Here is a 13,911-nt window from a genome sequence, read left to right on the forward strand (position 1 = left end):
GCCCTATGCAGTACGAGCAACGCTGGCATGCGGCACAGCACAAGAACGCCGCATAGAACGAGGGCTAAGAACTACGGGAAACAGGGGCAAGGTCACCTCAAGAAGTGAGGCACTAAACTGCATCTTCGTTGTCTCTCCCGTCTCGGTCAGAGACCGGCGCGTCTCAAAACGAGACGCCGTGAGCCGCAACATTCGAGTTCCCCACCAGCCAACCTGTCTCCCCATGAACGCTGAAACGAAGCCCGTTCCCGGCTTTCGCTACGTTCCCGAGCGCATCTGGAAAGCAAGGCGCTTATTCTTCGGCGAAGGCAGGCTTCCACAGGAGAGCCAGATCGACCAAGCCTTGCTGCGGTCGTGGAACCGCTGCGGCGACCTTGGGCGGTCTGTCGACGAGCAGGTCGTCTTCGAAGCTGTCGAGCCAAAGGCTCTTGCGAACCTGCTCCAGCAGCGGCGAGCATTGCTCGATGCAGCGCAACCAGCCCTGACCGATTTAGCAAGTGCAGTGTCCACCGCCGGCTATGCGGTGCTGCTTACGGATGCGCATGGATGCGCGCTTGCAGTGGCTGGTGATATCGGTCAACGAAGCAGACCGCTGCGCGAGGCATTTCGTCCAGGCGTGGACCTGTCCGAGGCCGTGACGGGCACCACGGCCATGGCGTTGGCCCTGGCCGAGCATCGGGCATCCTGGGTCATGGGGCCGGAACACTACTTCGCAGACAACCAGATCTTCCATTGCTGTGCGGCGCCGGTGTTCGATGCACGCGGCCATATCATGGCCGCCGTCGACATCTCGCGCGACACGCCTGGCTTGGCGGCCAGCGCCATGAACCTGACACTGCGTTGCGCCCAGCGCATCGAGCGCAGCCTGTTCGAGCGCGAGCCTGCCTTCGTCCGTATCACGCTGGAAGCAGACGAAGCACTGCAGGACTGCAGTTTGGCCTTTGACCAAGACGGCCGTTGGCTGGCCACCAGCCGTGAAGCGTGCCGGTTGCTCGGTCGCCCGCATGTCGCGGAAGAATTGCGCTTCGAGGACCTCTTCGCGGACCGCTTCAGCTCGATCGTGTCGGCACTGCGTCGCAGCAAGGCAGATCTGCACGTGCACTTGCAAGATGGCGTGCGTGTGCGCGTCAGCAAGCACCAATGCCCCGGTGCCGTACACCCGCTGTGCGCCCTGAAGGTTGTCGACACGGCAGGGCCGGCTTCAAGCAGCGCGGAGGATCCCGTGTTGCGCGCATCGCTGGAACGTGCGCGCCGCGCTTTCGACGCAGGCTTGCCTGTGCTGGTCACCGGTGAAACGGGTGTTGGCAAGGAGGTCGCGGCACGGACTCTGCATCAGGCCAGCCGACGGTCGCAAGGGCCGTTCATGGCCATCAATTGCGGGGCTATCGCCCCGGAGCTGATCGCCTCGGAGTTGTTCGGCCACGAGGAAGGCGCCTATACCGGCGCACGCCGCGGCGGCGCCGTGGGCAAGATCGCCATCGCCCACGGTGGGACAGTATTGCTGGACGAGATCGGTGAGATGCCGCTCGACCTGCAGGTGGCGCTACTGCGGGTGCTCGACAGCGGTGAAGTCGTTCCTGTCGGGGCGATCCAACCTACGCCGGTGGACGTGCGCTTCGTCTGCGCCACCCATCGAGATCTACCCGCACTGGTCGCCGCAGGCCGGTTCAGGGAAGACCTCTACTACCGGCTGGCCGCCTATGTCTTGACCGTGCCCGCTCTGCGCGAGCGCACCGATTTCGACGCGGTGCTGGACGCGCTGTGTATGCAGTTGGGCAGTGATCCCGGGCGCATCGGCAACGCCCTGCGTTCGTGGCTCAAGGATTTGCCTTGGCCCGGCAACGTCCGGCAACTCCGGCACGCGCTGCGGCTGTCACTGGCGCTGGCCGATGACGATGAACCGCTGAACGAAAGCCACTTTGCCACCCTGCAGGCAGCACCCGCTCGCCCGGCAGTCATTGGTAGCCCGGCTGGGAGTTTGAAGGCTACGGAGCAGCTTGCCATCGAGGCTGCGCTGCGGCAGGCGCACGGCAACGTGACGGCCGCCGCAAAGTTGTTGGGAATCGGTAGAGCCACCCTGTACCGCAGGCTCGCAAAGTAAGCTACAGGGCACCAGCCGTGATAGTCCCCTGCCGCCGGCTCACGGCAATCGCACGGCACTATCGCCTGGGCGAGCGGCTGCGCATCACCGGTGCCGTCCGCCCGCCTAGCCTAAACCCGCTCGATGACGACCGCGATGCCCTGGCCCACGCCGATGCACATGGCGCACAATGCAAAGCGCCCGTCGCTGCGCTGAAGCTGATCGACGGCCGTGGTGATCAACCGCGCGCCGCTGGCGCCCAGCGGGTGGCCCAGCGCAATGGCGCCGCCCCATGCATTGACCCGCGGGTCATCATCGCGCAAACCCAGATCGCGCAGCACGGCCAGCCCCTGCGCTGCGAACGCCTCGTTGAGCTCGATGACGTTCATCTGCGCAAGCGTCAGGCCGGTAAGCGCCAACACCTTCCGCGTGGCCGGCGCCGGACCGATCCCCATGATGCGCGGCTCGACACCGGCGGTAGCCATGCCCACGACGCGCGCCCGTGGCCTCAGACCATGACGTGCCGCGGCCGCTTCGGACGCTACGATCAGCGCCAGGCGCCGTCGTTGACGCCCGATGTGTTGCCCGCCGTCACCGTGCCGTCGGAACGCACCACACCCTTGAGTTTGGCCAGCGCCTCCAGCGAGGTCTGGCGCGGGTGCTCGTCCTTGTTCACGACCAGCGCCTCGCCCTTCTTCTGCAGGATCGTGACAGGCACGATCTCGTTGGCGAAAAAGCCTGACTTCTGCGCCGCTACGGTCTTGATCTGACTGGCCACCGCCATGCGGTCCTGGTCCTCGCGGCTGATGCCGAACTGCTGCGCCACGCTCTCCGCCGTCTCGGGCATGGAGTCCACGCCATAGCGCTCCTTCATGAGCCGGTTGACGAAGCGCCGTAAGCGTGGCGTCCTGGCCCTATAGGCAGAGCAGCCCGTCCTGAGCTGCATCGCCGGGACGCGTGCTCGCTTGCGTAGGTGTGCACGATGGAGGTAATGCACACATGGACAAGCGAGTCATCACGGATAAGGCCACGCGGCGGCGGCACAGCGCGGCGCTCAAGCGCGAGCTGGTCGAGCGCAGCCTGGAGCCCGGGGCGTCGGTGGCTGCCCTGGCGCAGGAGCACGGCATCAACGCCAACCTGCTCTTCAACTGGCGGCGGCTGCACCTGGAGCAACTACAGGCCGCGGGCCAGCTACCCACCGACGCCGAGCCGGCAGCGGTGCTGTTGCCCGTGACGGTGGAAGAGCCGGTCGTCGCACCGGCGGCGCCGAGCGCCTGTGCTCCGGCAACGCCAACGCCGCGGCGCGCGGGTACGGGCGTCATCGAGGTCGAGATCGGTGCGGCGCTCGTGCGGCTGCGCGGCACGGTGGACGAGGCCAGTGTGCGCTGCGTGTTGCAGGCGCTGCTGGAGCTGCGGTGATCGGACTGCCCGCCGGGACGCGCGTGTGGCTGGTGGCGGGCCACACGGACTGGGCGCTTGGGCTTCGACGGCCTGGCGGCGATGGTGCAGACCGCGCTGGCGAGGAACCCGTTCGAGGGCCACGTCTTCGTCTTTCGCGGGCGACGCGGCGACATCCTGAAGGTTCTGTGGTTCGACGGCCAGGGCCTGATGCTGCTGTCCAAGCGGCTCGAACGCGGGCGCTTCGTCTGGCCCCAGGCGACCTCGGGCAGCGTCTCGCTGACGCCGGCGCAGCTGTCGATGCTGCTGGAGGGTATCGACTGGCGCATGCCGGTGCGCACACACACGTGTGGCCGTCGATGGTCTTGGCACGGTGCCCGGCGATGGATACGTCAGCCAGCAGCGCCACGGCCGCACCCACACCCACCGCCGCGCCGTTGAGGGCAGAGACGATGGGCAGGTCGCAGTCGATCATGCCTTGCAGGATGGCGCGCCCCTCGCGCATCACACGCAGGCGCGCCGCCTCGCTGCCGACCATGGCCTGCACCATGTCGAGCGTGCCGCCGGCACAAAAACCTTTACCCAGGCTTCGCACGAGGATGCAGCGCACCCTGGGCTCGTCGGCCAGCCGGGCCCAGACACTGCCCAGGGCCGCGTAGCCCGCAGCATCGGTGGCGGGCATGCCGCCCTGTGGGCCGAAGACAAGCTCGGCCACTCCGTCGTCGGCGATGTCGGCATGCAGGTTTGTGGCGATGTTGATGCGACGGGCCATCACGCGTTCTCCTTCCAAGCGCGTCGGCGCAACGCCGGGCTGACGCGGTAGCGCTCGCCGCGGTAGTGGGCATCGAGCGAGTCCAGCAGGCGGACCACGCCAACGGCGCTCCACCCTGCAAGCCATTCAAAGGGCCCTTGCGGGTAGTTCACGCCCAGCTTCATGGCCGCGTCGGCAGCGCCTTCATCGCACACGCCTTGGTGCACCGCGTCTGCGGCTTCGTTGATCAGCATGGCGATGGTGCGGGCCACCACCAAGCCCAGCGCGTCGGCGATGCGTTGCGCATTCCAGCCCAGCGCGTGCAGCCACTGCCCCAACGCCTCGGCCCAGGCCGCCGACGCCCTCTCCGACACGGCCAAGGCCAGCACGGCGCCAGGCGCATCGCTCAGCGGCAGGTCAAACACTGCCACATCCGCACCCAGCTGTGTCGCCGGGCGTCCATCGGTGGGGCGAAGCTGCGCGCCGTGCACTTCCAGCCCCGACCAGTCGCTGTCGGTGCGGCGCTGGGATGGCCGGTAGGCGCGAGCCAGTAGCTGGCATAGCCGCTCAGCTACTGCGCCGCGGCCGTGCACGCGCAGCAACTCGCCTTCGGGCAACGGCACTGGCTCGTGCTCGGGCACCGCGGGGTTGGCTGCACCGGGCGTGTAGTCGTAGAAGCCACGCCCAGTCTTGCGCCCAAGCAGCTCCCCCTCCACCAGCTCTCGCTGCACGAGCGACGGCACAAAGCGCTTGTCTTGGAAATTTGACCTTGCCCCTGTTTCCCGTAGCTCTTAGCCCTCGTTCTATGCGGCGTTTTTGTGCTGTGCCGCATGCCAGCGCTGCTCGTACTGCATAGGGCTCAGGTAGCCCAGCGAGGAATGCAGACGTCGGTAGTTATAGAAGGTCAACCAGTCAACGACCTCATCCATCGCCTGCCGCAGCGTAGCGAACTTGCGGCCGTGGAGTCTGCCTACCTTGAGCCGAGACCACAAGCTTTCGTGTCGGGGAATTGTCCCAGCAATTTCCCTTGCGGCTCATCGATGAGCGCATGGCGTAGCCTTGCAGGGCATGCTGGAACTCATGGCTGCAGTACTGGCTACCTCTATCGGAATGGAAGATCAGTCCAGGCTCGGGACGGCGCCGGAACCAGGCCATGCGCAGCGCATCCGTCACCAGGCTGGTCTGCATGTGGGGCTTCATGCTCCAGCCCACCACTTGGCGGCTATGCAGGTCCAGGACGGCAGCCAGGTACAGCCAGCCCTCGTCCGTAGGGATGCAAGTGATGTCACTGGTCCATACCTGGTTCGGTGCCGTTGGGCTGAAGTCGCGCTGCAACAGGTCCGGTGCCACCGGCAGGTGGTGTCGGCTGTCGGTGGTGACGACGTACTTGCGCCTGCCGCGAGCCCTAATGCCGTGCCGGCTCATGAGGCGGCGCACACGCTCCTTGCCCACGCGGTACCCCCGCGCCAGCAACTCCTTCCACATCCGCGGCCAACCGTACTCCTGGCGCATCTCGGCATGGATGGCACGCATGTGCACCAGCAGGACCTCGTCGCTGAGCCGCCCCGACCCCGGCCGGCTGGGCTTGCGCGCGTCGCGCCGGCGTCGATGTTCCAGGTACCCGCTGACGCTCACGCGCAGCACCTCGCAGGTCAGCGATAGCGGCCATTGCTGGCCGTGACGCTCGATCCAGGCGTACTTCACCCCCGCACCATTGCGAAGTACGCCGTCGCTTTTTCCAAGATATCGCGCTCCATCTTCACGCGCGCGAGCTCGGCCCTCAGCCATGCGATTTCCATCTGCTCGGCCGTCACCGGCTTGTCCCCGGCACCCTTCAGCGTCCCCTTGGCCGGCTCACGAACCCAGTTGCCCCAGCGTCGCCTTCGGTATCCCCAGAACCTTCGCCGTCACCGGCGCCGGCTGCCCCTCATTGACCAGCCTCACCGCCTCCAGCTTGAACTCCAGCGTGTACCTGGCGCGGGTCTGCTTATCTTCATCCAGTAGCTCCATCCTCTGATTTGACCATCAGTTAAAAGCTACGGTTTTCGGGGGCAAGGTCATCGTGAACGGTTTTGGAAAAATGGACCGAGCACCTTCGCCGTTTGCAGCGCTTCACCGTTGCCGACAGGAAGTTGCGAGCGCAAATGGTCTCGTTCCATCTTGGAAGCAACTCTCCCTTGGTGCGACGGCTCATCGGCACCGGTTCGCCACTTCCCTGAACCTGCGCGGGAATGCGCAGGCCGGCTATAACGGCGCAATGGCTATGCAACACTCCTCCGACACGCCTTCTCGCGGCTCCTGGCGCCTGCCAAGCCGCCTGGCGCCCGTGGCATTTTCGTTCTACATGGCCGGCATCGTGGCTTTCCTGATGAGCCTGGCACTCACTGCCATCAACACCGGTCTGGGCGACGGCTACCTGCTGCGCGTGCTCAAGGCCTACGGGCTGGCTCTGCCGGTGGGCTTCCTCGGCGTGATGGCAGCCCGCCCGCTGGTGGTTCGATTGGTCGCCTGGACCGTTACGCCGCCGCCTGCTCCGGCTCGCAAGCGCTGAAGACAACGCCCATTATTGAGCCGGCATCAACGAACTTGGACGTCTCCAGACAATCTTCCCTCGGAAGACGGGCACGGTTGAGAGCAAGCAGGTTCAAGTTCGTTAGTGCCTTTTCACTAGGCTCGACAACCGGTGATCGAGCCTTGCTCGAGACGCTCGAGGAGCCGCGCGACCGCCTTTGAACGCCGGCACACTTGATGTAGGGCACCACCCGCAGCGCCCAGCCGGCGCCCGGACCACTTCAGACGCTGGGGACTGCGAGGTTGGTGCCGTCGCGCAGCACTGCTGGCTTGATGTCGCGCCGCAGGATCACCGGCTTGCCGCCCAGGCGGCGCTTGCACATCCAGTGCGCAAGCGCGGAGTCCAGATAGTCGGCATGCCCAGGGAACCAGGATGCCAGCTCGCTGGCCAGTCGCCGGACTACGGCGTAGTCGCCCCGCTCCAGGCGTTCACGCACCTGATGGACCGAGCGCATGACCGCAGCGTGCTCGTCGATATGGCACTCGCGCGCAGGGAAGTCCGTTTCGACCATCCAGGTGTTTTCGGCGTCGAAATGCGCCTGCGCATGGATGGCGAAGGCGTCCAGCAATCCTGCGAGTTCCTCGTCCCTTGCCTGCTGCATCGCACCCACGATGTCCACGAACTCATGATGGACGTCGTCCATCGGGCCGAAGCCCAGCACGAAGGCATCGCTCCAGACCATCGCTTCGCTGTCGTGTTCGGTATGCATGGCGGCTTTTCCCTGGCGAGGCAGCAGGACGTTCTGCAACCCAGGCCGGAATTTTATCTTAGCAACCTAATAATTTGAATTTTGCCCGCGCTCCGTCATGGTCTTTCTCCGCCCCCAGGGCCGCCCTTGATCTCGACACGGTGGCGGTAGTCCCGCACGATGCCCTCCCACACCACCTCCAGCTCGTAGCCCATGGACCGGGCCAGGCCGTCGAGGTCCGGAAACAGCGTGGCGCTGGTGATGTTCATGCGGTAGAGCGCGCGCATGGCTTGCTCGCGCGCGGGCGGGCGGGCGGGCAGGACGAACTTCGTGAGCATGTGGGCGCTGTCGGCGATAGTGCTCCAGGATGGCCTCGAGCGGCTGGTCGAGCACGCCGGGAATCACGAACAGTTCTGATTGCGCCACCAGCCGCGCATCCATTTCCAAGGGCTCGCAAACCACAGCACCGGGAGCCGGTTCACGGCGTAGAGCCGCTGGTAGACGCCAGGCAGCCGCGGATCGACCACGTCACGGGTCAGCCCGGAATCGAAGCGCGGCGCCGCGTCCCACAGCGCCGGCGTGTTGAGGGCATAGACGGCTACGTCCTCGGTTGCCCGCTCCAGAGCGAAGAAGGCCGCCACGTAGGGCGACTTCGTGAAGTCGAGCAGCCGTGTCGGTGCGCCGTGGTGTTGCATCAGTGCCAGGCAGCGTAACTCGTCTTCCAGCAAGCCGCGCTCGGGCAGATGGATGTTGGCCTTGCGGCGAAAGATCCGTATGGCGCGCTCCTCGCGCAGCGGCCACAGCGACGTGTCCGGACAGAACGCGAGAGCCAGCGCGTGAGGGAGCTCGCCAAGGGCCACGCCGACCGCTGCTGGCCTAGAAAGGCCCCGCCATCGAGCTCTTCGGCCCGCGCCACGAAGTCGGCCCGGGAATTCAGGTGGATCTCGATCTTCTAGATCCGCAAGGTTGTCCAAAGGGTGTCAACGATAGGCCGGGTCACGACAACATGCAGCCGGCATCCAAGGGTTTGTTCTAGATAGACAGTGTTCCAAAGGCTTCGTCCTTGATCTAGAATAAATTTAGTCATCTAAGCATTTGCGCTATCGCAAGGCTAAGTCACTAGAACAGAAGTCACTTTCCTTACTTAGGAGCCTTTCCATGTTGACCCGCGAAGAGAACGAACTGCTGTGCCGCGTCGAGGGCGAAGCCCCCATGGGCCAGCTCATGCGCCGGCACTGGACGCCGGTGTGCCTGATCGAGGAGGTGTCGGAACCCGACGGTACGCCCGTGAAGGCTCGCGTGTTCGGCGAGGATCTGGTGGTGTTTCGCGACAGCGATGGCCGCGTGGGCGTGATGGACGAGTACTGCCCGCACCGCCGGGCCTCGCTCGTGTATGGGCGCAACGAGGAAGGCGGCCTGCGCTGCCTCTACCACGGCTGGAAGATGGACGTCGAAGGCAACGTGCTGGAGATGGTGTCGGAGCCGGCGGCCAGCGGCATGGCCGAGAAGGTCAAGCACAAGGCCTACCCGGTGCAGGAATGGGGTGGCATGGTGTGGGCGTACATGGGCCCGCAGGACGCGGTGCCGGAGTTCGAGCCGCCGCGCTGGGCGCCCACCGCTGAAGCCCGGGTGTCGATCGCCAAGGCCATCCTGCCTTGCAACTGGGCGCAGATCCTCGAAGGCGCCATCGACTCCGCACACAGTTCCAGCCTGCACAGCTCGGACATGGTCCCTGCGCGCGTGGACAGCGCCAAGGCCACGGCCAACACCTGGCTGCGCCCGTCCACCGACAAGGCGCCGCGCATGCAGGTGCAGCGCGGTGACTACGGCTTCCGCTATGCCGCCATCCGCCGCCCCATCAAGGACGCCGCGACGCACGACTACGTGCGCTCGACGGTGTTCGTGGCGCCGGCGACGGCGCTGATCCCGCCCAACAACCTCTACAACGTCGCCAACATCAACGTGCCTTGTGACGACACGAGCACGGCCTTCTACTTCATCGCCTGGGGCCATCCGTCGCAGACGCCCGAGACCGAGACCTGGCGCAAGTTCCTGCGCCAGACGGTGGGGGTCGACCTGGACGAGTACTACCGGCCGCTGCGCAACCAGGACAACCGCTTCTGGCAGGACCGCCAGGCGATGAAGGCGGGCAACTTCACCGGCATCACGGGTTTCCCCAACCAGGACGTGGCGATGTGGGTCACGATGGGCCCGATCGCCGATCGCACGCACGATCGGCTGGGCGCCAGCGACCTGGCCATTGTCGAGTTCCGCAAGCAGATGCTCGAGGCGGTGCGGGCCTTCCAGAACGGCGAGGCCGCCATTGGCAGCGGCGAAAAGGCCATCCCTCACGAGGTCTGCGCCTTCCAGGCCATCGTGCCCAAGACCACGGACTGGCGTTCCTTCGAGATCAGGCCGGTCTGGGCCGACGGCCTGGAGCGCTCGGAGATGGAGCCGTCGTACTCGGTCAAGGCCTGAACAGCCCGGCCCTTCTCCCCACGAATGGCCGCACACCCCCCGCGTCCGGCCACGGCCCACCTCACAGCCTGCTTTCCTCATGTCCAAGCTTCAACTCTCCGTCGCCATGGGCGACTACGACCGCACGCGTGCCCTCTTCGACGGCCGCGTGCAGATTGACGGGGTGGACCCCGTTTTCATGCTGCTCAATCCGGAGGAAATGTTCTTCCGCGCCATGCGCAGCCAGGATTTCGACATCGCCGAGTTGAGCTTCTCCAGCTACCTGGTCAAGCATTCCAAGGGCGAGTGCCCCTACATCGCGGTACCGGTGTTCCTCTCGCGGGCCTTCCGCCACACCTCGATCTACGTACGCAAGGACCGCATCACGCGGCCCGAGGATCTCAAGGGCAAGCGCGTGGGACTGCCGGAGTACCAGCTCACGGCCAACGTCTGGGCGCGCTCGATCCTGCAGGATGATTTCGGCGTGGCTCCCGAGGACGTGACCTGGGTGCGCGGCGGCATCGACACGCCTGGCCGCCCGGAGAAGATCAAGCTGCAACTGCCGCCCGGCGTGCGCATCGAGGAGGCGCCCGCGGGCACCACCATCTCCGAGCTGCTCGACCGGGGCGAGATCGACGGCTTCATCGGCCCGCGCCCGCCCAGCGCCCACATCCTCAAGCGCAACCCGAACGTCGGCTGGCTCTTTGACGATCCGACGGCGGTGGCCAAGGATTACTACCAGCGCACGGGCGTGTTTCCGATCATGCACGTCGTGGGCATCCGCAAGGAGCTGGCCGCGGCGCATCCATGGCTGCCCGGCGCGGTGTTCAAGGCTTTCTCGCAGTCCAAGGTCGCCGCGCTGGAGCTGCTGTCCGACACCTCCGCGACCAAGGTCACGCTGCCCTTTGTGGAGGAGCAGCTCAAGGCCGCCCGCGAAGCCATGGGCGAGGACTACTGGTCCTATGGCGTAGCGCCGGCGCGCAGGACGCTGGAGACCTTCGTGCGCCACCACCACGCGCAGGGCCTGTCGGCGCGGCTGATGGCCGTGGAAGAGCTCTTCCATCCGGCCACCTACGAGACTTACAGCATCTGAAAGATGCCCGGTTCTCCGTCGCTCTTGCAGCGCACGGCCATCGAATCAGCTGTACGCCTGCGCGGCGGCTTTCCAAAGGAGATTCCTCATGAGACGCATGTTTTGCCGCAAGCTGGCAGGCACCGCCGTGGCATTGTTGGCCTGCACGGCGCTGTCGCCGGTGTTGGCACAGACCTACCCCTCCAAGCCGATCCGGCTGATCGTGCCCTACTCGCCTGGCGGGCTGCCCGACACGGTGGCGCGCGCCCTTTCACCGCACCTGTCCAAGGCGCTGGGCCAGACCGTGTTCGTGGAGAACAAGCCGGGCGCCGGGGGGTCGATCTCCGCGTCCGTCATCACGCAGTCGCCTGCTGATGGCTACAACCTGCTGCTCACCGACGGCCCGCTGCTGACGATCTCGCCGTTGATCAACAAGAGCGTCACCTACAACGTCGACAAGGACTTCGCGCCGGTGTCACTCGTGGGCAAGGCGCCGCTGTTCCTCGCCGTGAACGCCAGTGTGCCGGCCAAGACGCTGGACGAGTTCATCGCGCTGGCCAAGGCCAAGCCGGGCAAGCTCAACTACGGCTCCTCGGGCATCGGCGGCATCCACCACCTCACGGCCGAGGCCATGAAGGAGGCACTGGGCCTGGAAATCACTCACATCCCGTTCAAGGGCAGCGCCAACTCGGTGCCTGCCATGATCGGCGGGGAGGTGGACATGGTGTTCGCGTCGCCGCCCTCGTTGATGGGCTTCGTCAAGTCGGACAAGGCCCGGCTGATCGCCATCAACTCGCTCAAGCGTTCACCCCTGGCGCCCGATGTACCGGCGCTGGCAGAGAAGGCCCCGGGCTTCGATTTCGCCTTCAACGTGGCGGTGCTGGCTCGCGCGGGTACGCCCAAGGACATCGTCGATCGCATCGCGGCCGAGATTGCCAAGGTCGTGAAGCAGCCGGACGTCATCGAGCAGCTGCAGGCCGCCGGCGTGGATCCCGTGGGAGGCTCGGCCGAGCAGCTCGCCAGCGCGCTCAAGAGCGAAGGCACCCGCCTGACGGCGGCGGCCAGGCGCGCCAACCTGAAGCCCGAGTAATCCTCAACGCGGCGGAGTGGACGGCATGACGGTGCTGGAGATGGTGATGGCAGCGGCGGTGTTCCTGGCCGGTGGCACGGTCAAGGGCACCCTGGGCATCGGGCTGCCGCTGGTGGCCGTGCCGCTGCTGTCGCTGTTCATCCCGGCCACGCAAGCCATTGCGCTGGTGGCCATGCCGGTGCTGGTGTCCAACGCCTGGCAGGCGATCGACCACGGGAACCTGCACGGCCTGCGCCGCTTTCTGCCACTGATAGCCACGCAGCTCGTGGCCACGCTGTTGACGGTGCCGATGACGCTGGCGCTGTCGCCAAGCACGCTCAACGCCGTGCTGGGCGCGGTCGTGCTGTTGGCCGTGGTGCTGCTGTGCCTGCCACTGCGGCTGCATGTGCCGGCGGCACGCGAGCGTTGGTGGAGCGCCGGCATCGGTGCGCTCTCCGGCGCGATGGGTGGCGTGTCCTCGCTCACCGGGCCGCTGATCATCAGCTACCTGGCGAACCTGCGGCTGCCGCGTGAAGCCTTCATCGGCAGCATCAGCCTGATCTACCTGGGATCAGCCATCCCGTTGTACGCCTCGATGGCCGCGCACGGACGCCTTGGCGGCGCGGACCTGACGCTGTCCACGCTGGCCCTGGTGCCCGTGGCCTGCGGCCTGACGCTGGGCAAGCGGCTGCGCTCCCATCTGAGCGAAACATGGTTTCGGCGCGTGCTGCTGGTCTTTCTGGCCGCGGTGGCCGTCGTGCTGGCCCTCAAATAGGAACCCTGAAATGTTTGATGCCAACGAGACTCTCGACGCGGCACTGCAGCGCAACGTGCGCGACGCGCTGATGGAAGACATCGGCCGCGGGGACTGGACCGCGCAACTCGTGCCCGCGGGCCACCGCGTGCAGGCGCAAGTCGTGGCCAAGGAAGCGGCGGTGATTGCCGGGCGCCCCTGGTTCGATGCCTGCGTGAAGGCGCTGGACCCTGACGCGCAGCTGGATTGGGCCATGGAGGAAGGCCAACGGGTGCAGCCCGGCACGGTGGTGGTGCGCATCGCGGGCGATGCGCAGGCGCTGCTGTCCGCCGAGCGTCCGGCGCTGAACTTCCTGCAGGCGCTCTCGGCCGTGGCCACCAACACGCGGCAGTACGTGGACGCGATCGCCGGTATATCGCCGAACCCGCGCGGCTGCAGGATGCTCGATACCCGCAAGACCTTGCCGGGTCTGCGCCAGGCGCAGAAGTACGCCGTGCGCGTGGGCGGCGGCCACAACCACCGCATGGCGCTGTGGGACGGCATCCTGATCAAGGAGAACCACATCGCCGCCGCCGGCGGCATCCGCCCGGCGCTGGAAGCCGCCTTCGCGCTGAACGCCGGCGTGGACGTGCAGATCGAGGTGGAAAGCCTGGACGAGCTGCAGCAGGCGCTGGAGTCGGGCGCGAAGAACGTGCTGCTGGACGACTTCACATTCGAGGACATGGAGCGCGCCTGCGCGCTCAACGCCGGGCGCGCGGTGCTGGAGGTCTCCGGCGGCGTGGACCTGGACTCCATCCGCCGCATCGCCGCAACCGGCGTGGACCGCATCTCCAGCGGCAAGCTCACCAAGGACGTGCGCGCGGTGGACTTGTCCATGCGCATCGTCACTGCCTGAACCCACCAGAGGCCCCACCATGACCGTCATCCAGACCCACGCTGACACGCAGATGCCGCTGCGCATTGCCCGCATCACCGACGCCGCCGACGGCATCCGCAGCTTCGAGCTGGTGCAGCCCGACGGCTCGGAGCTGCCGCCGTTCACCCCGGGCTCGCATGTCAAGGTGCAGGTG

At 66.3% G+C, this 13,911-nt stretch carries 14 protein-coding genes and 4 pseudogenes; 11 read left to right on the forward strand and 7 right to left on the reverse strand.

Annotated features, from left to right (window positions below; all coding sequences use genetic code 11):
* Nucleotides 1-223: 223 nt before the first annotated feature.
* A complete protein-coding gene (locus H537_RS0117835; RefSeq protein ID WP_028998945.1) occupies nt 224-2,101 on the forward strand; it encodes a sigma-54-dependent Fis family transcriptional regulator in 1,878 nt (625 codons plus the stop codon).
* A gap of 110 nt (nt 2,102-2,211) precedes the next feature.
* On the opposite strand, the pseudogene H537_RS43905 reads toward H537_RS0117835, so the two are convergent.
* Nucleotides 2,212-2,972, reverse strand: a pseudogene (locus tag H537_RS43905) (acetyl-CoA C-acyltransferase); the annotation flags it as partial.
* A 107-nt stretch (nt 2,973-3,079) separates the two neighbouring features.
* On the opposite strand from H537_RS43905, the gene tnpA reads away from it, so the two are divergent.
* Nucleotides 3,080-3,499, forward strand: coding sequence for an IS66-like element accessory protein TnpA (gene tnpA / locus H537_RS0117850; RefSeq protein ID WP_028998948.1), 420 nt, complete (start codon nt 3,080-3,082; stop codon nt 3,497-3,499).
* Nucleotides 3,500-3,556: 57 nt separating this feature from the next.
* Nucleotides 3,557-3,919, forward strand: a complete 363-nt coding sequence (tnpB, locus tag H537_RS43910; RefSeq protein WP_441293978.1) for an IS66 family insertion sequence element accessory protein TnpB — start codon at nt 3,557-3,559, stop codon at nt 3,917-3,919.
* Here tnpB and H537_RS55750 read toward each other — a convergent pair.
* The 3 genes and pseudogenes from H537_RS55750 to H537_RS43920 all read right to left on the reverse strand — a co-directional run.
* Nucleotides 3,903-4,250 (reverse strand): annotated as a pseudogene (locus H537_RS55750) (enoyl-CoA hydratase-related protein); the annotation flags it as partial. The gene tnpB and the pseudogene H537_RS55750 sit on opposite strands and share 17 nt — an antisense overlap.
* A complete protein-coding gene (locus H537_RS43915; RefSeq protein ID WP_310733022.1) occupies nt 4,250-4,960 on the reverse strand; it encodes a 3-hydroxyacyl-CoA dehydrogenase family protein in 711 nt (236 codons plus the stop codon). The gene H537_RS43915 and the pseudogene H537_RS55750, both read right to left, overlap by 1 nt.
* A gap of 72 nt (nt 4,961-5,032) precedes the next feature.
* Nucleotides 5,033-6,239 (reverse strand): annotated as a pseudogene (locus tag H537_RS43920) (IS3 family transposase).
* A gap of 62 nt (nt 6,240-6,301) precedes the next feature.
* Between H537_RS43920 and H537_RS56810 the strand changes: the two are divergent.
* Nucleotides 6,302-6,448 carry an MFS transporter gene (locus H537_RS56810; protein WP_156901802.1) on the forward strand — a complete coding sequence of 49 codons (147 nt, stop codon included), beginning with the start codon at nt 6,302-6,304 and terminating at the stop codon, nt 6,446-6,448.
* A 107-nt stretch (nt 6,449-6,555) separates the two neighbouring features.
* Nucleotides 6,556-6,780 carry a DUF2798 domain-containing protein gene (locus H537_RS0117880; protein WP_238446714.1) on the forward strand — a complete coding sequence of 75 codons (225 nt, stop codon included), beginning with the start codon at nt 6,556-6,558 and terminating at the stop codon, nt 6,778-6,780.
* 241 nt (nt 6,781-7,021) lie between these two features.
* Here H537_RS0117880 and H537_RS43930 read toward each other — a convergent pair whose 3' ends face one another.
* The 3 genes from H537_RS43930 to H537_RS55760 form a co-directional block, all read right to left on the reverse strand.
* Complete coding sequence (locus H537_RS43930) at nt 7,022-7,549, reverse strand: bacteriohemerythrin (RefSeq protein ID WP_310733023.1); 528 nt, start codon at nt 7,547-7,549, stop codon at nt 7,022-7,024.
* A 56-nt stretch (nt 7,550-7,605) separates the two neighbouring features.
* Nucleotides 7,606-7,827: a hypothetical protein gene (locus H537_RS55755; RefSeq protein ID WP_238446715.1), complete on the reverse strand. Its 222-nt coding sequence runs from the start codon at nt 7,825-7,827 to the stop codon at nt 7,606-7,608.
* A gap of 63 nt (nt 7,828-7,890) precedes the next feature.
* The gene (locus tag H537_RS55760; protein ID WP_238446716.1) at nt 7,891-8,349 is read right to left on the reverse strand and encodes an FRG domain-containing protein; all 459 of its coding nucleotides are present in this window, start codon (nt 8,347-8,349) and stop codon (nt 7,891-7,893) included.
* Nucleotides 8,350-8,647: 298 nt separating this feature from the next.
* On the opposite strand from H537_RS55760, the gene H537_RS0117895 reads away from it, so the two are divergent.
* From H537_RS0117895 to H537_RS55765, 6 genes and pseudogenes are all read left to right on the forward strand, one after another.
* Nucleotides 8,648-9,967, forward strand: a complete 1,320-nt coding sequence (locus tag H537_RS0117895) for a Rieske 2Fe-2S domain-containing protein (protein ID WP_028998950.1) — start codon at nt 8,648-8,650, stop codon at nt 9,965-9,967.
* Between the two features lie 79 nt (nt 9,968-10,046).
* Nucleotides 10,047-11,039: a PhnD/SsuA/transferrin family substrate-binding protein gene (locus H537_RS0117900; protein WP_028998951.1), complete on the forward strand. Its 993-nt coding sequence runs from the start codon at nt 10,047-10,049 to the stop codon at nt 11,037-11,039.
* 88 nt (nt 11,040-11,127) lie between these two features.
* Complete coding sequence (locus H537_RS0117905) at nt 11,128-12,108, forward strand: Bug family tripartite tricarboxylate transporter substrate binding protein (RefSeq protein WP_028998952.1); 981 nt, start codon at nt 11,128-11,130, stop codon at nt 12,106-12,108.
* Between the two features lie 25 nt (nt 12,109-12,133).
* On the forward strand, nt 12,134-12,862 hold the full coding sequence (locus H537_RS0117910) for a sulfite exporter TauE/SafE family protein (RefSeq protein ID WP_028998953.1): 729 nt from the start codon (nt 12,134-12,136) through the stop codon (nt 12,860-12,862).
* 10 nt (nt 12,863-12,872) lie between these two features.
* Nucleotides 12,873-13,736, forward strand: a complete 864-nt coding sequence (gene nadC / locus H537_RS0117915; RefSeq protein ID WP_028998954.1) for a carboxylating nicotinate-nucleotide diphosphorylase — start codon at nt 12,873-12,875, stop codon at nt 13,734-13,736.
* Between the two features lie 19 nt (nt 13,737-13,755).
* Nucleotides 13,756-13,911, forward strand: a pseudogene (locus H537_RS55765) (oxidoreductase); the annotation flags it as partial.

The sequence above is a fragment of the Azohydromonas australica DSM 1124 genome (assembly GCF_000430725.1).
GTDB classification, from domain to species: domain Bacteria; phylum Pseudomonadota; class Gammaproteobacteria; order Burkholderiales; family Burkholderiaceae_C; genus Azohydromonas; species Azohydromonas australica.